This window comes from Bacteroidota bacterium (assembly GCA_018692315.1).
Lineage (GTDB): Bacteria > Bacteroidota > Bacteroidia > Bacteroidales > JABHKC01 > JABHKC01.
Genome location: JABHKC010000153.1, coordinates 15,476 through 41,423, shown reverse-complemented (window position 1 = coordinate 41,423; position 25,948 = coordinate 15,476). Strand labels below are relative to the sequence as shown.

The following is a 25,948-nucleotide window of genomic DNA, read 5'->3' as shown; positions in this document are numbered from 1 at the left end:
AATGAGGATTTTGAAATTTTGAAGCAACGAAGAAATTTGCATTTTTAGAAGTCCCCTTTATAATTTTGTTTTTTATTATCAAATAAGCAACTGTTATAAAAATCTGACTTATTCAGCTTCCATAATAAAATCTACAAAATTATCAGTTGAAATTGATTTGGTTTCGCTATTAGGGTATGCTTTTACAAAAGTTTTTGAAAATCGAACTTTCCGATTTTTATTCCATTTAAATTCATAGGCATACAATTTTCCACCGTAATCTTCAATATAATCAATTTCTTGTTGAGCATGTGTTCGCCAAAAATACTTATTCATCCACCTTCCTGAATAACTTGTCATTTTCATTCGTTCAGCTATAAGAAAATTTTCCCATAAAGCTCCGGTATCTTGCCTTAAGCTTAAAGGATTAAAGTTCCGAATTAGAGCATTGCGAATCCCATTATCATAAAAATATATTTTCCTACTTTTCTTTAGTTCATTTCTTAAATTTCGACTCAAAGACGAAAGACGAAAAACTATATAGGCTTTTTCCAATAAATCAATATATCGTTCAACAGTTTCATTATCAGAACCTACAATTCTTCCCAATTCGTTATATGAAACTTCACTACCAATTTGCAAAGCTATTGCTTGCAGTAGTTTTTCTATCTTATTAGATTTTTTCAGGTTCTCAAAAGCTAACAAATCTTTATACAAATAAGCGTCTGATAACCTCTTCAATACTTCCTTTTCATCGCCTGGAGATGTTACTACCTCAGGATAATAACCAAAAATCATTCTATTTTCAAGCATCCCAATTTCTTCTAAAATGTTTGTATGTTTTACCAACTCTGAAAAAGATAATGGAAATAAAAATGATTCAATCTTTCTACCTGTTAATGGTTCATTAATCTTGTTTGCTAAATCAAAGGCTGAAGAACCAGTGGCTAAAATTTTCAAATCAGGAAAATTCTCCATAATTAATTTCAAGGTGATACCAATATTAGTAATTCTTTGAGCTTCATCAATTATTACTATTTCATTTTTACCAATAATACTTTTCAGAAATTTAGAACTTTTATCCGATAACATTTCTCGAACCTCTGCCTCGTCTCCATTCAACCATAAACTCCTTAACTTTGTCTCCTTTTCAATTTTTTTTAGGAGAGTAGTTTTGCCAACTTGCCGTGGACCAGGGATATGTATAATTTTTCCTTTGTCAAGATGTGAATAAATTATCCTTTCAAGAATTCTATTTATCATAACATTTGCGTTTATAAACGCAAATTTAATATTAATTTTGCGTTTACAATCGCAAATTTACATTTTTTTTATTTGCAAATTTCAGATTTTTGGAATGTTGAGAATGAATATATTCAATAGTTTTAAAAGTTTTAGCTAATTTTGTAAGACTAAACAAAACAATAATTATGAAAAAAATAGGCATTATTAGCATTATATTATTCTTATCAATATTTGCGAAAGCAGAAAACCCTGTCGATAGTATTTTGGTTTATAAATTTAATATTAAACAAGAAATTGGTCCGGCCGTATGGCGACATACTCAGCAAAGTTTCGATGAAGCAAAAAAAATTAATGCCGACTATGTTCTAATTCACATGAACACCTATGGAGGAACCGTTGATGACGCCGATTCTATAAGAACCAAAATTCTTAACAGCAATATACCGGTAATCGTTTTTATTGATAATAATGCAGCATCTGCCGGAGCATTAATCTCTATAGCCTGCGACAAAATTTATATGCGAAAAGGAGCAAATATCGGTGCAGCTACTGTTGTTGACCAATCAGGAAATGTTGTCCCTGACAAATACCAATCTTTTATGCGTTCCATGATGCGTTCAACAGCTCAAGCCCACGGACAAGACACAATAATAAATGGCTCCGACACAACTTTTTTGTGGAAACGAGATCCAAATATTGCACAAGCAATGGTAGATCCAAGCATCTACATAGAAGGTGTGATTGATACCGGCAAAGTTCTAACTTTTACAACTACTGAAGCTATGCAACATGGTTTTTGCGATAGTCAAGCTGAAGACATAAAAGAAGTATTAAAGATAGAAGGCATTGAGAATTATGAAATTAAAGAATATTTTATCACTCCATTAGAAAAAACAATAGGATTTTTAGTGAATCCATATTTTCATGGAATATTGATTATGATAATAATAGGTGGAATATATTTCGAGCTTCAATCACCCGGCATTGGTTTTCCATCAGCGGCATCGGTTGTTGCTGCACTATTATATTTTGCTCCATTATATCTCGAAGGACTAGCAGAAAATTGGGAAATAATTATTTTCATTGTCGGAATAATTCTGATTGCGCTCGAAGTTTTTGCCTTTCCAGGATTTGGAGTTGCAGGAGTTTCTGGAATATTTTTGGTGATTTTTGGACTTACACTAAGCATGGTAGATAATTTGGATTTCGAATTTACCTTGCCTCATATCGAACCTATCATCAAAGCACTGTTCATTGTAATTTTCTCCATTTTTCTATCAATTGCTGGATCTATCTATTTGAGCAAAAAGTTATTAACCTCAAATTCGTTCAAATATTTAGTTCTAAATGCCAAACAGGATAAAAATGATGGTTTTGTAGTTGGAGATAATCAATTTGATAGTTTGTTAGGAAAAACCGGTGTTGCTGCAACAATTCTTCGACCTTCCGGAAAAGTGATGATTGACAATGATATTTTTGATGCTAAAGCAGAATATGGTTTTATTGAAAATGGAGAAAAGATTAAAGTTGTCAGACATGAAACCGGACAAGTTTATGTTATAAAATCTTAATATAGTTGATTTTTCATAAATTATGAAAATAATCATAAGAGATTATATATCAGGTGATTATCCTCAAATTGAACTATTATGGAAAATTACAGGTTTAGGAGGAGCGATACGTGGCGATAATCAGAAAATTATTGAAAATTCGTTAAAAATTGGCGGAAAATTTCTTGTAATCGAAGACATTAGAAATTCAAAAGTTATAGGAACTTCGTGGATGACTTTCGATGGAAGAAGACTTCATTTGCATCATTTTGGAATAGACCCGAAACATCAACGACACGGATATGGAAAAGCTTTAACTGAAGCTTCATTGAGTTTTGCCAAAGAAAAAGGGATTCAAATAAAATTAGAAGTTCATAAAGAAAATTTGCCAGCAATTGAGTTATATAAAAGTATGGGGTTTCAATACTTGGGCGACTATGATGTTTATATCATACGAAATATCTGACCTATAGCTTAAATAGTGCATCTAAATAATGACAAAAATTTTGCTGTCAGAATTGTTTAGTGAGCTAAAATATATGAAATATACTCCACTCTGAAACTTTTTAATATTGAGATGTTTTTGAAATTTTCCAGCCTGTAGGTTATTTTCAACAATCTTTTCTACTAATTTTCCCTCTATATTAAATAGGTATAATTTAACCAGCGAATTTTCAGAAATAAAAAAATCAATTTGAATTTCTCCATTTTGCAAATTTAAAATTGAAAATGCTTGTGTCTCATCGGTTCCTGACAAAGAAATTTTATCGACTACCGAAATTTGGTTTCTTTTATAAATATCCGAACCTGAAACAAAATTTTCAACAATCAACCATTCTTCAATTTGATTAGCTGAAGACCAATGCTTTACAATAAATTTCTGGTTATCAAATATTCCATCGTTTTCCTGACTTACAGTATCGTTTTCCCAAACAGTTATTGAAATATTTCCTCCTATATAAATCTGACTACCAACAAGTTTCCCATTTTCATTGAAAACACCAAATTCGTCGTTTTCCTGTGCAAAACTATCAATTGCAGTTTCAAGAATTATTACTGTCTGATTATAATCTGTTTTTACTAAATCAACAAAATGTTTGCAAGAAATATTTTCATAAGAAAACTCTTCAAATTCAATGGTATCAGATACATAAAAAAAGTTTTCCTGAAACTCACTATATAAATTATACGCTTTCCCTACTTCAAGATTTTTCAGGTCAGAAACATGATAATAATTGCAAAAAACTTTACCAGCTCCATCTTTCAGCAAAAAGAATTTGTCATAAAAATTGCTAAAAACTTCTGCAATTGCCGCATTCGCATGTCTTAAATACGGAATTAAATTCCAATCATAATTTAGTGCAATTTGATGAAATTCAGGTTTTACTTTTCGCCCTTGAATTTTTAAGGTATCAGTAGTTTCCATTTTCACAATCAGAACATCGGTATAATTCAAATTAGAAATACTATGTACATTTCCGGACGGAAAAAATATTTCACCAAAAATATTTTTGGCTATTATAAGATTTCCTGAAATATCAGAAAATAAAACTTCAGTACTATTTTCAAATGGTTTAGTATTAATCGAATACAAATCCCAGCCAGCTTCTAAAATCAATTGCTGAGTTTCGAAAATATATCCATCCAATTCTGAAATACCACTAATTCCATTTGTATGATATTGCGAACCATTTGGGAAATCTATTTCATTAAAAATGGCAATTGCTGAAAATTCAATATCTTTTGTGGCATCCCAGATTTTCCATTTAAACTCTTCGCCAGATTCGAAGCCATCGTTACCTTCTTCACTTCCCCAAGCCGAAATTGCAGAATTCCCACCTTCCCATTTCAAGTAGCCACCACAAGCCGAAAAACCAGATGAGTCGAAAAAAACTCCAATAAAATCTCCCACAGAAATTGTATCATCATCAATAGTAATATTTGCCCACTCAGGAATTAAAATTGTATGGTTCGTGCCAGTATTCTGAACATACCATTTTGGATTTCCTTTTTGACCATATGATGTATAACTTTGAAAAATAGTCAGAAATAAGAATAATTTGAAAAAATATCTATCCCAATTGAACATAAACCGTTTGATAAAATAATTCTCAAAAGTAGAAAAACAATACTATTTTCTATTGATTATTGAATATTTATAATATTATAACAATTTTGTAATTCTAAACTCTAACTTGATTTATTGATTATGAAGCAATACAAAATATATGTTGGTGGAGAATTTCTTGAAACCTCAAAAAAAATCAAGGTCGAAAATCCTTTCAACAATGAAACCTTCGCAGAAACATTTCTTGCCGAAAAGGAGCAGCTCGAAACGGCGATAAACAAAGCAAAGATGGCAAGTGATGAACTAAAACATATGTCTGCCTACAAAAAATATGAGGCACTAATGTATATTTCTTCAGAGCTTGCCAACAATAAAGGATATCTTGCTGATGTATTGTCAGCTGAATCTGGCAAACCAAAAAAATATGCACTCGGAGAAATTGAGCGTTCATCGCAAACATTCCTTGTGGCTGCAGAAGAATCAAAACGGCTTCCAGCAGAATATTTATCAATAGATTGGACAACGGCAGGAAACGGAAAAGAAGCATGGATAAAGCATTTTCCAATTGGACTGATTGCCGGAATTGCACCTTTCAATTTCCCAATGAATTTGGCAGTTCATAAAATTGCTCCGGCAATTGCCAGCGGAAATCCAATTATTTTGAAACCTGCTCGCTCAACTCCTCTTTCTGTTCTCGAATTAGCAAAAATTATCGACAAAACTTCTTTGCCAAAAGGTAGCGTATCCATTTTACCAATGGATAGAGAAACCGGAAATCAATTAGTTACAGACGAAAGGTTTAAAATGCTTTCATTTACAGGTTCGCCAGAAATTGGATGGAAAATGAAAAAAGATGCCGGAAAGAAAAAAGTTGTTCTCGAATTAGGAGGAAATGCAGGAGTTATAGTTTCGCAATCTGCCGATATAGAAGCGGCAGTTCAGAAATGTATTTCAGGAAGTTTTGCATATTCCGGCCAGGTTTGTATTCATGTGCAGCGAATTTATGTTCATTCTAATAAGTTCGATGAATTTTCAGAAAAATTTGTATCAAAAGTTAAAAAACTAAAAGCTGGAAATCCTGCCGATATTTCCACAGATATTTCAGTAATGATTGACAAAACAAATGCACAAAGAGTAGAGTCTTGGGTAAAAGATGCAGTTCAGGAAGGAGCAAAAATCCTTTGCGGCGGAAAACGCAAGGGAACTTTTTACGAACCTACAGTTCTTACTAACACAAAAAATGAAATGAAAGTTTGTGCTTTGGAAATTTTCGGACCGGTTGTGAGTATAGAAAAATTCGATGAATTTGAAACTGCAATCGAAAATGTAAACAACTCTGATTATGGTTTGCAGGCTGGCGTTTTCACGAACAACATTAAAGAAATGAATTTATCATTCGACAGATTGGAAGTGGGTGGTGTAATAATAAACGATGTCCCAACTTTCAGAGTCGATCATATGCCCTATGGAGGAATTAAAAATTCGGGTTTTGGCAGAGAAGGAGTTAAATATTCAATTGCTGAAATGATGGAGTCTAAATTGCTGGTTAAGGATGTTTTGTAGTTAATCTTAATCCATTGATTTTACAATTTTCAATTATATATTGAATCTTTGTTTTTATTAATATTAATAAAGAAAGATTAATTTAATACACTCATAAACCTGTTTTCTGCGAACTTTGCCTCCACATATAAACAACTGATTATATGCCATTTATGCAATCAAATAATCTTAAAGAAAAATTAAACCAAAATATTCCATAAAAAAGAGAAATATCATTTATAATTAATTCAGGATTATATACTTTTGGATAATTTTTGAAAATAAAAAGCTATTGAAATGCGAATACAAAGAATCAAAAAAGTAATTGATGAAACGCTTGATACAAGCACAATTGATTTGAGTTTAATCGATCCTCTTATTAAAAAGTATAAGAACAAAAAAGGTAATATGATTCCGCTCTTGCAAGGAACTCAGGAAGAATACGGCTATGTGCCAAGGCCTGCCTTTGAGAAAATCTCGAAAGAAGTTGGCTTAAATTTGAGTGATATGTATGGAGTAGCAACATTTTATGCTCAATTTCGATTAAACCCTGTTGGAAAACATATCGTTAAAGTTTGTCATGGAACAGCTTGCCACGTTCAAAACGCAAAAGCTATAACAGAATCTTTGAAAGAATCCCTAAAAATTGAAGACGGCGAAACAACAGAAGATGGATTGTTCACATTAGAGTCGGTAGCTTGTCTTGGCTGTTGTTCGCTTGCACCGGTCATGATGATTGGCGATGAAACATACGGAAAACTTACTACCAAACTGACCACGAAAGTCATTAAAGAAATTAAAATTAAGGAAAATAATTAAACGCTATGAATAAAACAAAAGTTATTGTAGGTATGGGTAGTTGCGGAATTGCTGCCGGAGCGAACAAAACTTACAAAAAAATTGCTGCAATAAAAAAAGCCGAAAATCTTGATTTCGAATTAAAAAAGACAAGTTGTATCGGAATGTGCTATAAAGAGCCATTGGTAGAGATTATTGACGAAGATGGTTCATTTCTTTATGGAAACATAGACGAAGATAAAGCTCTTGAAATTGTTGAACATCATATCGAGCGAGAAGAACCACTAAAAGATTATATCGTAAAAAGTAGCTTATTCAAAACGGTTGAAGATAACTTTTTTCAAGGCCAAAGAAAAATTGCTCTCAGAAACTGCGGATATATTGACCCGGAATCTATTGATGAAGCCGAAAGCCGAAATGCTTATGCTGCACTTAAAAAAATTACAGATAGAAAAATTTCAGCAGAAAAAGTAATCCAAACAATTTTAGATTCCGGAATTAGAGGTCGAGGAGGCGGTGGTTTCCCAACAGGATTGAAATGGATGTTCGCTAATCAAAACCAAAACGAAGAAAAATATATAATTTGCAATGCAGACGAAGGCGATCCAGGGGCATTCATGGACAGGTCTTTACTCGAAGGAGATCCACATGCAGTTCTCGAAGGAATGATTATTGGAGCATATGCGATAAAAGCCACTGGTGGTGTTATTTATTGTCGTGCAGAATATCCTCTGGCAATAGTTAGGCTGAATATAGCAATTGATCAGGCTCGCGAAAAAGGCTATCTTGGCGAAAATATTTGTGGTATTGAAGGATTCAATTTCGACATTTATGTGAAAGAAGGAGCCGGAGCTTTTGTTTGTGGCGAAGAAACTGCTCTTATAGCCTCGGTAGAAGGCGAACGAGGAATGCCAAGAAAACGGCCTCCTTTTCCGGCAACTTCAGGACTTTGGAAAAAACCAACCAATATCAATAATGTTGAAACATTTGCAAATATTCCTTGGATAATTTATTCAGGACCAAACGAATATTCACAATATGGTACTGAAAAAAGTAAAGGAACGAAAGTTTTTGCTTTAACAGGAAAAATCAATAATGGCGGCTTAGTTGAAGTTCCTATGGGAATGTCTATTCGAGACATTATTTTTAAATTAGGTGGTGGAATTCCAGATGGCAAACAATTCAAAGCTGTTCAGCTTGGTGGTCCTTCTGGTGGTTGTATTCCAAAATATTTATCTGATACACAAGTAGATTACGACTCGGTAAATGCAACAGGTGCAATTATGGGTTCTGGCGGAATGGTTGTAATGGACGAAACTACTTGCATGGTTGATATTGCCCGATTTTTCCTTGATTTTACACAGAAAGAATCTTGCGGAAAATGTACATTCTGCCGTATCGGAACTAAAAGGATGTTGGAAATTCTCACAAGAATCACCGAAGGCGAAGGCGAAGCAGACGATATTGAAAAATTAGAAGAATTAGCATATCATATCAAAGATAGTTCTCTCTGCGGATTGGGGCAAACAGCACCAAATCCTGTTCTCACTACAATAAAATACTATAGAAATGAGTACGAAGCTCATATTTTTGATAAGAAATGTCCAGCAAAAAATTGCACAAAACTGCTTACCTACACAGTAATTCCTGATCCATGTACCGGATGTACTGTTTGTGCAAAAAACTGCCCGGTAGATGCAATTTCCGGAGCCAGAAAAGAAGTTCATTTCATCGACCAAAAAGCTTGTATAAAATGCGGTGTTTGCTACACAAAATGCAAATTTGAAGCAATTAGGTTATCATAAATTATTTTAATTGAAAATTTGACAAATATCTATAAAATGAATAATAATAAAATAAATGCCTTTTTAAATGGAGAACAAGTTGAAGGTATAGCAAATGAAACAATTCTTGGTCTGGCCAAACGCAACGGAATTGAAATACCTACACTTTGCCACGATCCTCGATTAGAGCCGTATTCCTCTTGTTTTTTGTGCGTAGTTGAAGTAGAAGGTGCACGAACATTACAAACAGCTTGCTCAACCAAAGTTACTGATGGTATGAGCATATATACCGATACCGACAAAGTAAAACAATCGCGAAAAGCAGCTTTAGAACTACTTCTGTCGAACCATTATGCCGATTGCGAAGCCCCCTGCAAACAAACATGTCCTGCAAATGTCGATGTGCAAGGCTATATTTCGTTAATAGAAAAAGGATTATATTCAGAAGCAGTAGCACTTATCAAAGAGGTAAATCCACTTCCTGCAATTTGCGGCCGTGTTTGCGTCAGACCTTGCGAAATTGCATGCCGCAGAAACTTGTTAGACGAAGGATCTCCCGTAGGAATCGACTATATGAAACGCTTCGCTGCCGACCAGGATTTGATGTCCGAAAATCATTTCATTCCTGAAATTTCTCCTTCAACAAATAAAAAAATCGCAATTATTGGTGCAGGCCCGGGCGGACTTTCAGCAGCATATTTTCTCCAGCAAAAAGGACACCAGTGCGATATTTACGAAGCTGCTCCACTTGGTGGCGGTTGGCTTAGGTATGGTATCCCGGAATATAGATTGCCAAATGATATTCTTCAAAAAGAAATTGATACCATTACCGAAATTGGTGTAAATATTTTTTACAATAAAAAATTAGGTAAAAACCTTAGCTATAAAGAAATTAGCGAAAAATATAATGCTACAATTCTAACAATTGGTTCGCAAAAAGGAACTAAAATCGGAATTAAAGGAGACGATGCAGAGAATGTATTTTCAGGGATTGATTTTCTAAAAAACATGGAAATCACTGGAAAAAGGCCAGATTTTACAGGAAAAAAAATCGCAGTTCTTGGTGGAGGAAATACCGCTATGGACTGTTGCAGAACATCGATTAGATGCGGAAGTACGGATGTAAAAGTTATTTATCGTCGTACCGAAAAAGAAATGCCTGCTAATCCTATCGAAATTCACGAATCGAAACTCGAAAATGTTGAATATTTATTCTTAACAAATCCTACAGAGGTTAATAAAGACGAGGATGGCAAACTAAAATCGATGACTTGCCTGAAAATGAAACTTGGCGAACCTGATTCATCAGGAAGAAGACGACCTATGCCAATTCCGGGCTCCAACTTTGAGCTCGAATTAGATTTTGCACTTGCTGCCATTGGTCAAAAAACAAATGTTAATTTCATAAACGACATCAACGATAATATTTCCGAAGGTGAATTAAAAGTTAATCGATGGGGCGATATTGATGCAAATCCGAAAACCCTTCAAACCGGAGTTGATTCAATTTTTGCTGCCGGTGATGGAGTTACAGGTGCAGCAACAATAATCGAAGCCATTGCTCAGGCAAAAATTGCTTCGAGAAGTTGTCATCAGTTTTTGATGAGCGAAGAAATCAAAGAAGAGAAAAAAGAATTTATCAGTAAAAAAGACAATTTCAAAAAACAGATTTCTGACGATTATCTCGGAAATTATTTAAAACAGCTAAGAAAAGAAATGCCAACTTTGGCTACCGACCACAGACTTAATTTCAATGAAGTTGAACTTGGCTACGAAGGCGAGGAAGTTACGAAAAAAGAATCTCACAGATGCTTAGAATGTGGTTGCTCGGAATATTTTACCTGCGATTTGAAAAAATATTCAACTGAATATGAAATTGACCAGAAAAAATTTGCCGGCGACTATAAAGAATATTCGGTTGATTTTGACCATCCATACATTGAGATTGACAATAATAAATGTATATTATGTTCGAGATGTATTCGCATTTGTAGCGATATTGTAGGTGCTTCGGCATTAGGTTTAGTCGATAGAGGATTTGAAACATATGTAGCGCCGGCAATGGGAAATTCTCTTACTGAAACAAATTGCGAGTCCTGCGGAATGTGTATTTCAACTTGTCCGACCGGTGCAATTTCCGAGAATGTTCCTTTCAAGCCTGGACCGGTAGAAATGGAAAGTTTCGAAACGATAAACAATTATGGTTCTTCGGGTGAAAAAATAACTGTTCATCACAAAAACAATTTTGTAATGCGAGTTTCCGGAACAAAAGGTTTGGTTAACAAAGACGGAAATATCGACAGGTTTGCAAAATTCGGTTATCATTATTTAAATGATAATTCAAGAATTACAAAACCTCTGTTGAAAGTTAAGAAAAAATTCAAAGAAATTAGTTTTGAAGAAGCATATGATATAATTGCTGAAAAAATTAAAAGCGTAAAAGCCGATGAAAATTCGTTTTTCTGCGGAGCCAGATTATCGAACGAGGAGATTTATCTAATTCAGAAACTGGCAAGAGCAGGTGCAAAAACAAACAATGTTGGAAGTTTCCATTACCTTTTCCGAGGGAAAGGATATCTAAGAAATTCTCTTGCAAATGTTCCATTCGAGCAAATTGGCGATGCCGGCAAAGTGTATTTTGTTGGTTCGGATTTTAACGAAAGCAATAATGCAGTGGTCAGCTATATGGTTCAAAAAGCAAAATCGAGCGAAAAATTAAGTATCGATTTAGTTAGCACAAATCAAAATAGCCCAATGATAAACAAGGTTGACGATACCTTATTTATTAAATCTTACTATGGTTTTGTGAAGGCAGTTAATCATTTTCTTCTTTCTAATAATCTTCAAAACCAGATGTTTATCGACGATAATTGTCATAATTTTGATGACTACAAAAAACAAATTATTGCTGAAGATTTTAAAGAATTAGTAAAACAGTCAGGATTATCAGCAAAAGCAATTGAAACTTTTGCAAAGGGCTATAATAATGAAATGAATGCGATACTAATTTTCTCAGAAAATGAAATTTCTGCAAATACAAGTTTGGAGTTGCGAAATCTCGCATTGATCACAGGGAAACTTGGAAAAACTGCAAATGGTTTAATTTCACTCAAAGAAAATTGCAATTCGCAAGGATTGATAGATATGGGGGCATTCGAGCACTATGGTGTAGGAACTCAATGCATCAGCAATGAAGACTACAATTCTAAACTGAAAGAAAAATGGGGCGAAGAAAATATTCCCGAAATTGGTAAAAGTTCTCAAACAGAGCTATTAGAAAAAGGCAAAATTAAAAATATGTTCATTTTTGGTGAAGACCCAATTGGTTGTGCCATGGATAAAAACCAAATCGAAAAACTTTTTGCAAAAACTAAATTTGTGCTTGTTCAAGATAGTTTTATGACAGAAACTGCCCAAATTGCCGATCTTATCTTACCAGCGTCTTTACCTTCCGAATCTTCCGGTAGTTTCACAAATACTCAAAAAGTAATTCAGCAATTTGAGAGCGGATTAGAACCTAAAGTTGAAAAATTAAATCATCAACAATTTGTCGATTTATTGCTGAAATTTAATTCAAATGGAATTTCTTCGTTCGAGGATATTATGAAAGAAGCAATTAGCCTTCTTCCAACCGAAACTGAAAAAGAAAAAGAAAAATTTGAGTTTAAATCAACAGATTCCGATAATATGAACAAAGCTTTTAATTATGGCTGCGATGGGCTTACTAAATATTTTTATAATAATTTTTAATTCACATTATAAATGATGGATTAGTATATTTCATAAAATACCCGATACTACTGCAAGTTTGCAACTTGTGCTAGTGTCATGTCAAGCATAAAGTTTCGGTTAAGTTGCAGTTATTTTTCTGTTTTACGAAATAAAAAAAAGTAAGAATAGCCGTAGCTAAGTGAGTCTTTTTTTTATAAAGCAAAACTGGAGAAGAACAAAACTTGGGCTGAAAGATTATGCTTGACATGACACTATCATTATAAAAAAGGAGTGAATTATATTTTGGTATCGTAGAAAGTCCCTGCGGGTTTTGAAAACCCGCAGGGACTGATGTAAGAATCTAATTAGCCGGATAAACCAAAGTATCAGCAGCCAGCATTTTTATTTGGTAGCCTTCGCCGGGGTTCATGTTTCCTAGGTTGTTGATTCCATAGATTGGCCAATATACTAAACCATTACTGTTTTTAACCATTGTGATGTTAGAAGAAATTGTTGTAAGTATTGCTAACCATAGCTTTGTTAAAGTTTTGAACTTTGACAAAGCTGCAAACGAAACAAGAAATTCTAATATCTTTAGTATATTTTTCATTCTATATTCTATTTTTTTTATAAAATAGTTTCAAAAAACTAATGCCTTTCATATTGTTTTAATACAAACACTAAAAGTCTTTCATGTTTTTTGAGAGTATTTTTGCATTTTTTAAAATATCTCCCGTAAACATCTATGTATAAGATAGAAAAAAAACATTTCTTCTTAAACTTGGTTTTCCCGTTCCATTGCAAGTTTTAATAATATTAAATCTACATTTTATAATAATTATTAGTTTTGCAAACTTTTAGAATTTACAAAGCAGAAAATGATGAATATTCCAACTAAATACGAGCCATCGAAAACTGAAGAAAAATGGTATAAATTCTGGCAGGAGCAAGGTTTTTTCAAATCGAAACCCGATGAAAGAAAAGCATATACTAATGTAATTCCACCACCGAATGTAACAGGAGTTTTGCATATGGGTCATATGTTAAACAACACCATTCAGGATATTTTGGTACGACGTGCCAGAATGTTGGGATACAATGCCTGCTGGGTTCCCGGAACCGACCACGCATCTATTGCTACCGAGGCAAAAGTTGTAGCAAAACTCAAAGAAATGGGTATTGAGAAAAACGATATTTCGAGAGAAGAATTTCTAAAACATGCTTGGGAATGGAAAGAAAAACATGGTGGAATTATCCTTGAGCAGTTGAAAAAGCTTGGTGCATCGTGCGATTGGGACAGAACAAAATTTACGATGGACAAAGACCTGTCGGAAAGTGTTATTGATGTTTTTATCGACCTTTTCAAAAAAGATAGAATTTATCGTGGAGTGAGAATGGTAAATTGGGATCCATCTGCTCAGACGGCCGTTTCAGACGAAGAGGTAATTCATAGAGAAGTTCAATCGAAACTTTATTATATAAATTACAGCATAGTTGGCTTGGATGGGCACATTACAATTGCAACTACTCGCCCCGAAACTATTCTCGGAGATACAGCAGTTTGCATAAATCCAAATGACGACCGCTTCAAACAACTTGCCGGAAAACGTGCAATTGTTCCTTTAATTAACAGAGAAATCCCAATTATTTTGGACGAATACGTTGATATGGAATTTGGAACAGGAGCATTAAAAATTACGCCTGCTCACGATATTAACGATTATGAAATCGGTATAAAACACAATTTGGAAACTGTTGATATTCTGAACGATGACGGGACACTCAATGAAAATGCCCAAATTTTTATCGGAAAAGACAGAGCAGAAGCAAGAGATTTGGTTTATAAAGAATTAGAGAAAAACGGAAAAATCCTAAAAATTGAGGACTATATAAATAAGGTAGGATTTTCTGAAAGAACCGATGCTGTGATAGAACCAAAACTGTCGATGCAGTGGTTTCTAAAAATGCAAGAACTTTCGCAACCCGCACTTGAAAATGTGATGAACGATAATGTGAAAATTTATCCTGCGAAATTCAAAAACACATATAAACATTGGATGGACAATGTGAAAGACTGGTGCATCTCGCGGCAGCTTTGGTGGGGACATCGTATTCCGGCATATTTTCTCCCAAATAGTAACGAATATGTTATTGCAAAAAATATTGATGAGGCTCTGATTCTTGCAAAAGAAAAACTTGTTTCTCAAGGAATTGAAAATCCTGAAATTTCGGCAAACGACCTTCGGCAAGACGATGATGTTTTAGACACATGGTTTTCGTCCTGGCTTTGGCCAATTTCGGTTTTCGATGGGATACGAAATCCTGAAAATGAAGATATTAAGTATTATTATCCTACAAACGATTTGGTTACTGCTCCCGAAATTTTGTTTTTTTGGGTGGCTAGAATGATAATTGCAGGATACGAATATATTGGCAAAAAACCATTTAGCAATGTATATCTGACAGGGATTGTTCGAGATAACTTGCGAAGGAAAATGTCGAAATCTCTGGGAAATTCACCAGATCCATTAGAATTGATAAAAAAATATAGCGCCGATGGTGTGAGAGTTGGGATGTTATTATGTTCACCAGCCGGTGGCGATTTGTTGTTTAACGAAAACCTTACCGAGCAAGGCAGAAATTTTGGGAACAAAATATGGAATGCTTTCAGACTAATCAAAAATTGGGAAATTGACGAAAATATTCCACAGCCCGAATCGGCACAAATTGCTATCGAATGGTTCGAAAATCAGTTGAATAAAAACATAAAACTTATAGATGAGCATTTTTCAAAATTCAGGCTTTCAGATGCACTTATGCTTGTATATAAACTATTTTGGGACGAATTTTCGTCATGGTATCTCGAATTAATAAAACCGCAATATCAAAAACCAATTGATAGCAAAACCTATTTTGCAACTATAGGATTTTTCGATAAGCTTTTAAAACTTTTGCACCCATTTATGCCTTTTATTAGTGAAGAAATTTGGCAACTAATTGAGGAAAGAAAAAACGGAGAAAGCATAATGATTGAAAAAATGCCGGAAGCAAAAAGCTATGACAATTCGTTTGTTGCGAAATTTGAGGATACTAAAGAGATTATCACCAATATTCGAAAAATAAGAAAAGACAAAAATCTTCCAAATAAAGAAAAATTATCATTGTTGATAAAAACTGAGGAAAATAGTTATAACAAAACTTTTAATCCGATAATTCAAAAATCAGCCATCTTAGAAAATATAAACTTCACAACCGAAAAAATTGATGGTGCAATTTCGTTTATAGTAAAAAATAATGAATTTTATGTGCCACTTGGAAATCTCGTCGATACAGAAGAAGAGCTTAAGAAATTGGAAGTAGATTTAGAATACTCTAAAAAATTCCTTACATCTGTAAACAAAAAACTTAGCAACAAAAAATTTGTTGAGAATGCTCCTGAAAAGGTCGTAAATATCGAGTTGAAAAAACAGAAAGACGCTGAGCAAAAGATAAAAACCCTTGAAGAAAGAATTTTGAGTTTGGGGAGTAAATAGCCAAAAGCTAACAACAAATCCTATTTCCTACTCTCAGCAATTTTCTTTAAAAGTTCTTCGGTCGATTCTACTTTTTCGCCATTTGCTTTGCCTATTTCAATTGCTTTTAAAGCATATTTTGTTGCGTCTTTAAAATTTCCCGATTTAAAAAGTAATGCTGCATATGTATCAACATAGGCATATTCCGTATGTTTTTTTATCATGCTTTTCATAATTTCCGCCGCACCTTCAACAATGCTCTTATCATCTACATTTTCATAAATATTCCAGCAATAAGAATTTATTTTGCTGTGATTTTCAAATCCGGAAAAAACTATCATCTCATTAATTGAGTTTATCAGAGTTCCAAAGTCCTCAATTTTTTCATAATAATGATTCTTATAGATAAACTTAATATTCTCAGGGTTTTCTGTTTTATATTTATCAATAAAAACAAGTGCCTCATCTAATTTTTCTTTATCCTTGTTTTTAATAGCTGCTTGAATTTTTTTATAAAGTATTTTATCAATTTTAGAATTAACTTCATTCCAGCCATACAATTCGGCATATTTTTTCTGATTTTCGAGGAAAAATTTAGTGTACTTATCGTTGGTATTTAAACGAAACATGATTGTCCAGTTTTTTTCGGAAAAAAGATCTTCCTGGGTTTCGAGAAATTCGGAAACAGTTTCTCTCGATGGCCATTTTCTATCCTTACCTTTTTTATAGGCATTATAGTAAAATTCCGGAAGTTCCAGATCAATCATTTTAGGATCGCCAGGATACTTAAACTGTTTTTTTTCATCCATTGCATCTTTCACCGTAACAAGAAACTTTTCAGGTGGCTGAAAACCTGACGATTTATAAACTAATATTCCTTTGCTATTGAAAAACATATAAGATGGATAACCTGTGATTCTGTATTTTATAGCTAACTTGATGCCAATTCCTTCCTCCATATTCATTTTGAATGAAACAAAATTTGCATTAATAAAACTTCCTGTAAGTGAATCGGAAAAAGTTTTTTTATCCATCACTTTACACCAACTGCACCAGTCAGTATAAGCATCAACAAGTATATATTTATTTACATTTGCTGCTTCCTCTTGTGCTTCTTCCCAGCTTCCTTCATAGAAATTCACCGATTGAGAAACAATTGTTTCCGACAAGAAAAACGATAACATTAAAAACAGAACTATTGAAATATTTTTCATAATAAATTTTTTAAATTTAACTTTCACAAATGTAGGATTTTATTTGAAAAATGTATATTTGGAAAAAATAAACTGTTTTATGTTAAAAAATATTATATTATTATTTTTAATAATCCTATCAAATTTTACAAAAATTGAGGCACAAACGATTTATATCAATGAGTTTATGGCTTCGAATGCTAGCGATATTATTGATAATGACTTCAAAGAGCACTCAGATTGGATAGAACTCTACAATTCCACTAATGATTCAATAGACTTGAGTGGATTTTTCATAACAGATAATCTGAACGAAGCCCAAAAATGGCAAATACCATCTCAAACAATAATTCAAGCTCATAATTTTTTACTTATATATGCCGACAATGAAGACACTGTTCTAACAAGTCTTCATACAAATTTTAAGCTAAGTAGGGCAGGCGAATCACTTGCTTTATTTGACAGCAACGGAGTTTTAATTGACTCAATAACTTTTGGTGAACAATTGACTGATATTTCTTTTGGCAGAAAAATTACAAATTTACAAGAATGGTGTTATTTTGGACTTACAACTCCTGATGCTGCAAATTTCGCATTGTGTTATAGTGATACGGTGAGAGCCAGCTCAGTTAATTTTTCATTGAATGGTGGCTTTTTTTCATCCCCGCAATATGTCGTTTTAAGTTCGAGTGATTCTCTTGACATCATAAAATACACCACAAATGGCTCAATTCCAAGCTCCAATTCTGCTACTTATAATTTACCGATTGTAATTTCACAAACTGAAGTAATTCGGGCAAGAGTAATTAATGTCGAAAAGTTGCCTGGAAAGATTGTAACTCATACTTATTTTATAAATGAAAATTTCGATTTGCCTGTTTTTTCTATATCAACAAATCCTTCAAACTTGTATAGTAGCGATTTTGGAATATACGCCGAAGGACCAAATTATATTCTTGGTAATCCTGAAACAGCAAATTTTGGCAAAAATTGGAAGAGACCGATTAACATTGAATACTTCGATGAAAACAAATTGCAGATAATTAATAAACAGGCAGGAATTAGTATATCGGGGGGCATGTCTCGACTATTTATTCAAAAATCGTTTTCGATTTATTCAGGTGCAAAATATGAAAATACTGGATTTAATTACCAATTTTTTGACCACAAGTCAATAAATAACTTCACGAATTTAAAACTTCGAAATAGTGGGAACGACTTCCTTTATACAATGTTTAGAGATGGGATGATGCAAACACTTTTAATAGACCAAATGGATATTGATTATCAAAGCTACAAACCTTCCATAGTTTTCTTAAACAATATTTTTTGGGGAATATACAATCTTCGCGAAAAGCATGATGAATATTATATTGTTTCGAATTACAATTTAGGGCTGAACGAATTCGACATGTTGGAAAACTTGAATGGTGTGATAAATGGAACTCGTTCACATTATCATAGTATGATTGCTTTTATGGGAACAAATAATCTGTTTCTCCAATCCAATTATGATTATATAAAAACTCAAATGGATGTTAATGAATATATTAATTATCAAATTGCTGAAATTTATTTCAATAATCTTGATTGGCCTGCGAACAACATAAAATATTGGCGACCAAATACTTCCGATGGAAAATGGCGATGGATTATTTTTGATACGGATTGGGGTTTTGGCTTAGCCGGAGGCGATACTACAAACACATTAGATCATGCTTCAACTTTTGCAGGTAATTTTCCCTACAATCCACCGCTTGCAACTTTTCTATTTGCAGCACTTCTCAACTCTAATGAATTTAAAAATGAATTTATTCAACGATTTGCAGCTCATATGAACATAAGCTTTGATTCGACACGAGTAATTTCAATAATTGATAGCCTGAAGTCGAATATTGAAAGTACAATGCCAAGCCACATCTCCCTATGGGAAAACGTTTCAGGAGGAGCATCAATCGCTTCGAAGCAAGAGTGGAATGAAAATATAAATATAATGTATGAATTTGCAAATAACAGAGCTGCAAATGTTCGTCAGCACATAAACGACAAATTTTCACTTTCAACAATGTCTCAATTGAAAATCAATATTTCCGATAGTTTGGCTGGGAAAGTTTTAGTTCAGGATGTAGAAATTCCATGCTTCCCCGATTCTGGTTTATATTTCGATAGCATCCCTTTGAGACTTGTAGCTATTCCAAATCCTGGCTATAGTTTTTTAGAATGGGAAGGAATTTCAAACAATGATACTATCTCGATAGAGCTTTTTATCGACACATCAATTACGGCAGTATTTGAGCATTCTTATTCATTTTCAAATATTTATATAAATGAATTTTTGGCAAAAAACAATTCGGACACAACAGACAATTTTGGAGAATTCGAAGACTGGATTGAAATTTATAATGCCGATTCTATTCCTATAAATATAGGTGGATTATACATAACTGACGATTTTAGCATTCCAAATAAATGGCAAATTCCTGAAACTCAGCCAAATTCAACTACCATTCAAGCTGAAGATTTTTTGATTCTATGGGCAGACAATGAAACTATTCAAGGCAATAATCATTTGAATTTTAAGCTAAGTTCTACCGGTGAACAAATTGGATTATATAATATTACCGAAATTGATACTTTAATAATAGATACGATAAGTTTTTCTATCCAGTTTGCCGATACATCATTTGGCAGAATTCCCGATGCTGACACAAACTGGTATTTTTTTCACAATCCCAGTCCTGAAAAGAGCAATAGCTTATCTTTCGAAAATCAGGAAATAAGTTTGCCGGCTGACTGGGGCATTTTTTCGACTTATATAAAGCCGCATCAATTAAATTTAGAATCTGTTTTTATGGCAATAGAAAGTGATATTGTGCTAATAAAAGGTCAATATGGAAAGGTTTTTTATCCGCAATACACAATAAATCAAATTGGGAATATTTTAAATACTACTGGATATAATATAAAAACTAATTCTGCCACAAATCTGCAAATTGTTGGTACTAGAGTGGATGTTCAAAATACTCCAATTTTTATTGAAACAGGTTGGAGATTTATACCCTATTTACATTCTACCCCTGCACCAATTGCAAATATGTTAAGCAATATTTTAACTGATGTTGAAATAGTAAAGGATGAGAATGGGAATATTTTCTCCCCTCAATTGAACATAAATCAGATTGGAAATTTATATCCAGGCAAGGGATACCAAATCAAAATGATTTTATCTAACACATTGATTTATCCTTCATTATAAAAAAAAACTCTCGTATTAAGATAATACGAGAGTTTAAATATTGTTTAAAAAAATCTTTTATCTATCGTTCATAGAAATTAGAAATTCTTCATTTGTTTTTGTTCTTCTTAATCTATCTCTCAGAAATTCCATGGCTTCAACCGACGACATATCAGACAAATAGTTTCTGAGAACCCACATTTTGCTTAAGAAATCGTCTTCGAGAAGCAATTCTTCTCTACGTGTGCTCGAAGCAACAATATCAACGGCAGGATATACTCTTTTGTTCGAAAGTTTTCTATCTAATTGAAGTTCCATATTACCGGTTCCTTTAAACTCTTCGAAGATCACATCGTCCATTTTTGAGCCAGTTTCGGTAAGGGCAGTGGCTATTATTGTTAGCGAACCTCCATTTTCGATGTTTCTGGCTGCTCCAAAAAATCGTTTCGGTTTGTGCAAAGCATTAGCATCTACTCCACCTGACAAAACTTTCCCTGAAGCCGGCGAAACAGTGTTATATGCTCTCGCCAATCGGGTTATCGAATCAAGAAGAATTACAACATCGTGCCCACTCTCAACCATTCGTTTAGATTTTTCGAGAACAATATTTGCAATCTTTACGTGTCGGTCTGCAGGTTCGTCAAAAGTTGAGGATATAACTTCGGCATCTACGCTTCTTGCCATATCTGTAACCTCTTCCGGGCGTTCGTCAACTAAGAGAATGATAAGATAAACTTCCGGTTGATTTGCCGAAATAGCATTCGCAATATCTTGTAAAAGAACAGTTTTACCCGTTTTTGGTTGAGCTACAATTAGTCCGCGTTGTCCTTTTCCTATAGGTGAAAACATATCGACAATTCGAGTTGATAAGTTTGACCTTCCTCTTGTTGTAAGGTTGAATTTTTCATCAGGGAACAAAGGGGTTAAATGCTCAAATGGAACTCTGTCGCGAACAACATCCGGATCACAACCATTTATTTTATCGATTTTTACAAGTGGAAAATACTTTTCGTTATCTCTTGGTGGTCGCACTATTCCGTGAATTGTATCACCTGTTTTTAAGCCAAAAAGTTTAATTTGAGATTGAGATACATAAATATCGTCTGGCGATGTCAGATAGTTAAAATCAGAAGAACGCATAAAACCATATCCATCGGGCATAATTTCTAAAACACCCGAATTAGAAACAATCCCGCCAAATTCAAAATCGCTATCTCCTCCTCTCTGGTGTTTTTCATATTTTTGAGGTTTTGCATTTTCAGAAGAGCTTTCTTTTTCTCTCGATTTTTCTTTTGATTTAGTTTTAGTTTTAGTTTTTTCAACTTTTACTACTTCTTGCTCTTTTACAGTCTCTTCAGGAGCATCTACTTTTTCTGTGATGTTTTTAGCTAAATCAGCTTTTGGGCTAACAACCTCACTTTTAGCATCTTTATCTACAATTTCATTTTCCTTTTTTACTTCAGGCTTCAAAGGCGTTTTCTCATCATTTTTTTGAGTTTTAGAACCTTGTTCCTTAATTAAACTTGAAACATCAATTTTAACCTTTGTTCTACGCCTTCTTCTTTTAAATTTATCATCTGTTGATAGAATTTCTTCCTGCAAAGGGATTTCCTCGTCCCAAATTTTCGTTTGAGTTTCTTTTATTTGTTCTTTTGCTAAAACCTCTGTTTCAGAAGAAGTTTCGTTTTTATCTTCCTGAATTACAGTTCCTTTTTCTAGTTTTTCTTTCTTCCTTCTACTCCTCTTTGGAGTACTTTTGGTTTCTGTTTCAACATTCTCAATATTTGCTTGTATTTCAGGCTCTACAATGGTTTCAATAATGGGTTTTTTAGGTGCATCAGATTTAATTTTCTTACCCTTAGCTTTGGTTTGAGAAGCACCCGAAGACATATTTTCAGCTTGTTTGTCAATTATCAAATATACTAATCTTTGTTTTCTTTGATCTTTCAAGCCTCTGAGACCCAATTCTTTCCCAATAGCTTTTAATTCAGGAATCTTTTTTTCTTTAAGCTCTAAAATATTATACATAGTTACAAATTTAATTTTTAAGTTTATTTAATGCTAAATTTAACATTAACACCTTAACAATAAGGCATGTGATAGATTTTTGGCAGATTGATATTTTTGTTTGAAGTATTAAATTTCATACTCTAAATTAATATTAAATGTAATAAATTATTACATTTTCATAAAATACTTGACTGAAAAAGAATAAAGTCGCTACAATTTTTTCTTTTTTCAAATTAACACTTCAATATAATTTATTGATAATGTTATGTAATAAAACTTGTCTTACGAAAACTATTTGGATAATTCTTTGCAATAGTAATACTTTTGTTTTATAAAAGCAAAATAAATTGCATTTTTATTTCAAAATAGTTATAAACATTTTATTAATAAAAAAGTTTTTAGTTTCTTTAAAACTTAAAATTTAAGTTAAAATATTTATAGTACATTTTTTTGACAGTTTTCTGAAAAAATTATTCATTGTAAAAATATAGTAATGAGACAATTAAAAATATTGAAGCAAGTTACCAATCGAGACACTCCTTCTCTCGATAAATATTTGCAAGATATTAGTAAAGTCGGATTAATTACTGTTGAAGAAGAGGTAGAGTTAGCAAAAAGAATTAGAAAAAACGATTCGGCTGCATTGCATCGACTTGTAAGAGCAAATTTGCGATTTGTTGTTTCCGTTTCAAAACAATATCAAAATCAAGGACTTAGCCTTCCAGACTTAATAAATGAAGGGAATTTAGGTTTAATTAAAGCGGCAAATCGTTTTGACGAAACTCGTGGATTTAAATTTATTTCCTATGCAGTTTGGTGGATCAGACATTCGATTTTACAAGCCCTTGCTGAGCAAGCCAGAATTGTAAGACTACCTCTAAACAAAATTGGTTCTATAAATAGAATAAACAGGACATTGTCGAATTTAGAACAAAAATTTGAGAGAGATCCAACGCACGAAGAAATTGCACAAGAATTAGAAATTGCTCCAAAAAGTGTGAGAGATGCCCTAAGAATCAGCAATCGTCACGTCTCAATGGATGCACCAATTTCGAAGGAAGAAGATGCAAATATGTACGATGTCTTACTTAGTAAAGATTCTATAAGTCCTGATAAAAATTTACTTAACGAATCGTTGCAAAAAGAAATTGAAAGAGCTATTTCAAATCTTACTTATAGAGAAGCTTTTGTAATAAAAGCGTATTACGGTTTGTTTGGAAAAACTTCTTTGACACTTTCGGAAATTGGAGATGAGCTTGAATTAACACGAGAAAGAGTTCGCCAAATAAAAGAACGTGCTATAAAAAAACTTAGATCAACTGCTCGTAATAAAATGTTAAAGAGCTATTTAGGATAATCTCAACAGTTATTATTTTTATGACAAAACTTAAAACCTCTGCACAAATTATAAGTGATTTATTTTCACAAAACCAGAAATCGGTAACAAAAGCTATAAACTCCATTCGCAAAAGTGCAAACATTGAATATATGCCTGAATTGTTCAAACTACTGAAAACCACTAATGAAGATGCAATAAAAAATATGGTTTTTAATTTAATTTGCGATGTAAAAACCGATTCGGCAGTAAATTTTTACATAGATGCATTAGAAAATAATTCAGATAATGAAATAAAAAAAATGCTGGTTTCTGCTTGTTGGCAATCAGGAATTGATTTCTACGACTACCTTAATGTATTTATTGACATTGTGTTAAACGATAGTCTTGATATCGCTATCGAAGCATTTACCGTTATCGAAAACAATAAAAATTGCTTTGACACATTTGAAATTGAAGAATCCATTGAAAAAATTTCTGAATATTTCGATGAACTTAGTGAAAATAAAAAGCCACTTATTTCTGAACTTTTGAATTTCTTAAATAACTCATTATAAGGCAGCTAATAGTAATTATTTAAACTCATTTTCAATACAAAAAAAACTCACTTTTCAAAAAAATGGCATAACTGAAAATAATTAATGCACCGACAATTTATTTTTGATATTATTAATCCCAATAAAAATCCATATTATGAAAAATAAAATTATTTTTCCATTCAAATTACTGCTTATCATATTATTAATAGATGCTTGTACAGATAAGAATAATTATATTTCAATTTCAGGAACCATCGAAGATCCTAATCATCAAATAGAATTGGAGGATGTTACAGTTAATCTTTATTGCCAAAAAATCGAATCCGGGGCTTATAGCTCAAATTTTCAGTTAGTAGAAACTACAACTTCCAACCAACACGGTGAATTCTCTTTCTCACAGCCTGTTTCATACGTTCCTGCATACAAATTAGAGTTCGAGAAAAATAATTATTTCAATTTTAGTGAAGAGTTTAATAGTGATATAATAAGCAATTCGGAATACTTTAAGCGATACGAAATGTACCCCGAAGGATTTATAAAATTGCATATCGAAAATACATTTCCAAACAATACTACTGATATTCTTATATATAATTTTAGCAAACCAGAACTAAATTGCAATGATTGTTGCAACAACACAGACCACAAATATACCGGAAATGAGGTTGATGAATATGTAGTTTGTAAAACCTACGGGAATCAAAATATCACTATCGATTGGTTTGTAAACGAAAATGGAAATCCTTCTAATTTTTCCAATGATTTTTTTATAAAAGCATTCGATACCACTAATTTTAATTTAGTTTATTAGGATTTTTTAAGGTATTTATTCAATAAATTAATAAAACCAATTGAATATTTGTGAAAACATCTGAAAAATTCATATTAAATAAAATTAAACTTGGAGAAGAAGAATATTTCGAGCAAGTTTTTAAGATGTATTACTTTGCTTTGTGTTTATACTCTAAAAAATTTGTAAAAAGTTACGAAATTGCAGAGGAAATTACCCAAGATGTTTTCATGAAACTTTGGGAAAAACGAGAACAAATTGAAATTACTACTTCTCTAAAAGCTTATCTTTTCAAAGCAACTCACAATTTTTCAATAAATTTTCTGAATCATGAAAAAATTGAAAATAAGTATAAATCATTCCATTTCAATGTTTTAAAAGAACTGGAACTGAATCCTCCTGACAACTATTACGAACCTGAACTTGAGAAAAAAATTCAAAATGCCATCGATAGTTTACCCAAAAAATGCAGAGAAATTTTTGAACAAAGCCGGTTTGAATTTCTAAAATATAACGAAATTGCAGAAAAGCGAGGCATTTCGGTAAAAACCGTTGAAGCACAGATTTCTAAAGCACTTAAAATTCTCAGGAAAAAACTAAATAGATAATTTTTAACTACAAATTGGATAGGAAATCGATTATTTATGAAAGAATTA

General features: G+C 32.8%; 17 protein-coding genes. 12 read left to right on the top strand and 5 right to left on the bottom strand.

Annotation, left to right across the window (positions count from 1 at the left end; genetic code table 11):
* Positions 1-108: 108 nt before the first annotated feature.
* Positions 109-1,242: an ATP-binding protein gene (locus HN894_11620; protein MBT7143975.1), complete on the bottom strand. Its 1,134-nt coding sequence runs from the start codon at positions 1,240-1,242 to the stop codon at positions 109-111.
* Positions 1,243-1,409: 167 nt separating this feature from the next.
* Here HN894_11620 and HN894_11615 point away from each other — a divergent pair, with 167 nt between their 5' ends.
* Both HN894_11615 and HN894_11610 read left to right on the top strand, forming a co-directional pair.
* The gene (locus HN894_11615) at positions 1,410-2,795 is read left to right on the top strand and encodes a nodulation protein NfeD (GenBank protein MBT7143974.1); all 1,386 of its coding nucleotides are present in this window, start codon (positions 1,410-1,412) and stop codon (positions 2,793-2,795) included.
* A gap of 22 nt (positions 2,796-2,817) precedes the next feature.
* A complete protein-coding gene (locus tag HN894_11610) occupies positions 2,818-3,240 on the top strand; it encodes a GNAT family N-acetyltransferase (protein ID MBT7143973.1) in 423 nt (140 codons plus the stop codon).
* A 21-nt stretch (positions 3,241-3,261) separates the two neighbouring features.
* On the opposite strand, the gene HN894_11605 is transcribed toward HN894_11610, so the two are convergent.
* Complete coding sequence (locus tag HN894_11605; protein MBT7143972.1) at positions 3,262-4,863, bottom strand: T9SS type A sorting domain-containing protein; 1,602 nt, start codon at positions 4,861-4,863, stop codon at positions 3,262-3,264.
* Between the two features lie 120 nt (positions 4,864-4,983).
* Here HN894_11605 and HN894_11600 point away from each other — a divergent pair, with 120 nt between their 5' ends.
* The 4 genes from HN894_11600 (at position 4,984) to HN894_11585 (ending at position 12,716) form a co-directional block, all read left to right on the top strand.
* Positions 4,984-6,405 carry an aldehyde dehydrogenase family protein gene (locus tag HN894_11600; protein MBT7143971.1) on the top strand — a complete coding sequence of 474 codons (1,422 nt, stop codon included), beginning with the start codon at positions 4,984-4,986 and terminating at the stop codon, positions 6,403-6,405.
* A 276-nt stretch (positions 6,406-6,681) separates the two neighbouring features.
* Complete coding sequence (nuoE, locus tag HN894_11595) at positions 6,682-7,203, top strand: NADH-quinone oxidoreductase subunit NuoE (protein ID MBT7143970.1); 522 nt, start codon at positions 6,682-6,684, stop codon at positions 7,201-7,203.
* 5 nt (positions 7,204-7,208) lie between these two features.
* Positions 7,209-8,987 carry an NADH-quinone oxidoreductase subunit NuoF gene (locus HN894_11590; GenBank protein ID MBT7143969.1) on the top strand — a complete coding sequence of 593 codons (1,779 nt, stop codon included), beginning with the start codon at positions 7,209-7,211 and terminating at the stop codon, positions 8,985-8,987.
* Positions 8,988-9,023: 36 nt separating this feature from the next.
* Positions 9,024-12,716, top strand: a complete 3,693-nt coding sequence (locus tag HN894_11585; GenBank protein MBT7143968.1) for a molybdopterin-dependent oxidoreductase — start codon at positions 9,024-9,026, stop codon at positions 12,714-12,716.
* Between the two features lie 322 nt (positions 12,717-13,038).
* Here HN894_11585 and HN894_11580 read toward each other — a convergent pair whose 3' ends face one another.
* Positions 13,039-13,287 carry a hypothetical protein gene (locus HN894_11580; GenBank protein MBT7143967.1) on the bottom strand — a complete coding sequence of 83 codons (249 nt, stop codon included), beginning with the start codon at positions 13,285-13,287 and terminating at the stop codon, positions 13,039-13,041.
* A gap of 271 nt (positions 13,288-13,558) precedes the next feature.
* Here HN894_11580 and HN894_11575 point away from each other — a divergent pair, with 271 nt between their 5' ends.
* The gene (locus HN894_11575; protein ID MBT7143966.1) at positions 13,559-16,210 is read left to right on the top strand and encodes a valine--tRNA ligase; all 2,652 of its coding nucleotides are present in this window, start codon (positions 13,559-13,561) and stop codon (positions 16,208-16,210) included.
* Between the two features lie 20 nt (positions 16,211-16,230).
* On the opposite strand, the gene HN894_11570 is transcribed toward HN894_11575, so the two are convergent.
* Complete coding sequence (locus HN894_11570; GenBank protein MBT7143965.1) at positions 16,231-17,403, bottom strand: DUF255 domain-containing protein; 1,173 nt, start codon at positions 17,401-17,403, stop codon at positions 16,231-16,233.
* Between the two features lie 79 nt (positions 17,404-17,482).
* Between HN894_11570 and HN894_11565 the strand changes: the two genes are divergently transcribed.
* On the top strand, positions 17,483-20,638 hold the full coding sequence (locus HN894_11565; GenBank protein MBT7143964.1) for a hypothetical protein: 3,156 nt from the start codon (positions 17,483-17,485) through the stop codon (positions 20,636-20,638).
* 57 nt (positions 20,639-20,695) lie between these two features.
* Here the strand turns inward: HN894_11565 and rho are convergent, their stop codons facing one another.
* A complete protein-coding gene (gene rho / locus HN894_11560; protein ID MBT7143963.1) occupies positions 20,696-22,645 on the bottom strand; it encodes a transcription termination factor Rho in 1,950 nt (649 codons plus the stop codon).
* Between the two features lie 475 nt (positions 22,646-23,120).
* Here rho and HN894_11555 point away from each other — a divergent pair, with 475 nt between their 5' ends.
* From HN894_11555 to HN894_11540, 4 genes are all read left to right on the top strand, one after another.
* Positions 23,121-23,984 carry a sigma-70 family RNA polymerase sigma factor gene (locus tag HN894_11555; protein ID MBT7143962.1) on the top strand — a complete coding sequence of 288 codons (864 nt, stop codon included), beginning with the start codon at positions 23,121-23,123 and terminating at the stop codon, positions 23,982-23,984.
* 20 nt (positions 23,985-24,004) lie between these two features.
* Entirely contained in the window at positions 24,005-24,520 is a 516-nt protein-coding gene (locus HN894_11550) for a hypothetical protein (protein MBT7143961.1), read from the top strand.
* 136 nt (positions 24,521-24,656) lie between these two features.
* A complete protein-coding gene (locus tag HN894_11545; GenBank protein ID MBT7143960.1) occupies positions 24,657-25,313 on the top strand; it encodes a hypothetical protein in 657 nt (218 codons plus the stop codon).
* Between the two features lie 50 nt (positions 25,314-25,363).
* Positions 25,364-25,900: an RNA polymerase sigma-70 factor gene (locus HN894_11540; GenBank protein ID MBT7143959.1), complete on the top strand. Its 537-nt coding sequence runs from the start codon at positions 25,364-25,366 to the stop codon at positions 25,898-25,900.
* Positions 25,901-25,948: the final 48 nt, after the last annotated feature.

What these genes read in the sequence shown, in the direction of transcription:
- HN894_11620 (MBT7143975.1), bottom strand. Translation starts at nt 1,242, where the DNA reads ATGATAAATAGAATTCTTGAAAGGATAATTTATTCACATCTTGACAAA.
- HN894_11615 (MBT7143974.1), top strand. Translation starts at nt 1,410, where the DNA reads ATGAAAAAAATAGGCATTATTAGCATTATATTATTCTTATCAATATTT.
- HN894_11610 (MBT7143973.1), top strand. Translation starts at nt 2,818, where the DNA reads ATGAAAATAATCATAAGAGATTATATATCAGGTGATTATCCTCAAATT.
- HN894_11605 (MBT7143972.1), bottom strand. Translation starts at nt 4,863, where the DNA reads ATGTTCAATTGGGATAGATATTTTTTCAAATTATTCTTATTTCTGACT.
- HN894_11600 (MBT7143971.1), top strand. Translation starts at nt 4,984, where the DNA reads ATGAAGCAATACAAAATATATGTTGGTGGAGAATTTCTTGAAACCTCA.
- nuoE (MBT7143970.1), top strand. Translation starts at nt 6,682, where the DNA reads ATGCGAATACAAAGAATCAAAAAAGTAATTGATGAAACGCTTGATACA.
- HN894_11590 (MBT7143969.1), top strand. Translation starts at nt 7,209, where the DNA reads ATGAATAAAACAAAAGTTATTGTAGGTATGGGTAGTTGCGGAATTGCT.
- HN894_11585 (MBT7143968.1), top strand. Translation starts at nt 9,024, where the DNA reads ATGAATAATAATAAAATAAATGCCTTTTTAAATGGAGAACAAGTTGAA.
- HN894_11580 (MBT7143967.1), bottom strand. Translation starts at nt 13,287, where the DNA reads ATGAAAAATATACTAAAGATATTAGAATTTCTTGTTTCGTTTGCAGCT.
- HN894_11575 (MBT7143966.1), top strand. Translation starts at nt 13,559, where the DNA reads ATGAATATTCCAACTAAATACGAGCCATCGAAAACTGAAGAAAAATGG.
- HN894_11570 (MBT7143965.1), bottom strand. Translation starts at nt 17,403, where the DNA reads ATGAAAAATATTTCAATAGTTCTGTTTTTAATGTTATCGTTTTTCTTG.
- HN894_11565 (MBT7143964.1), top strand. Translation starts at nt 17,483, where the DNA reads ATGTTAAAAAATATTATATTATTATTTTTAATAATCCTATCAAATTTT.
- rho (MBT7143963.1), bottom strand. Translation starts at nt 22,645, where the DNA reads ATGTATAATATTTTAGAGCTTAAAGAAAAAAAGATTCCTGAATTAAAA.
- HN894_11555 (MBT7143962.1), top strand. Translation starts at nt 23,121, where the DNA reads ATGAGACAATTAAAAATATTGAAGCAAGTTACCAATCGAGACACTCCT.
- HN894_11550 (MBT7143961.1), top strand. Translation starts at nt 24,005, where the DNA reads ATGACAAAACTTAAAACCTCTGCACAAATTATAAGTGATTTATTTTCA.
- HN894_11545 (MBT7143960.1), top strand. Translation starts at nt 24,657, where the DNA reads ATGAAAAATAAAATTATTTTTCCATTCAAATTACTGCTTATCATATTA.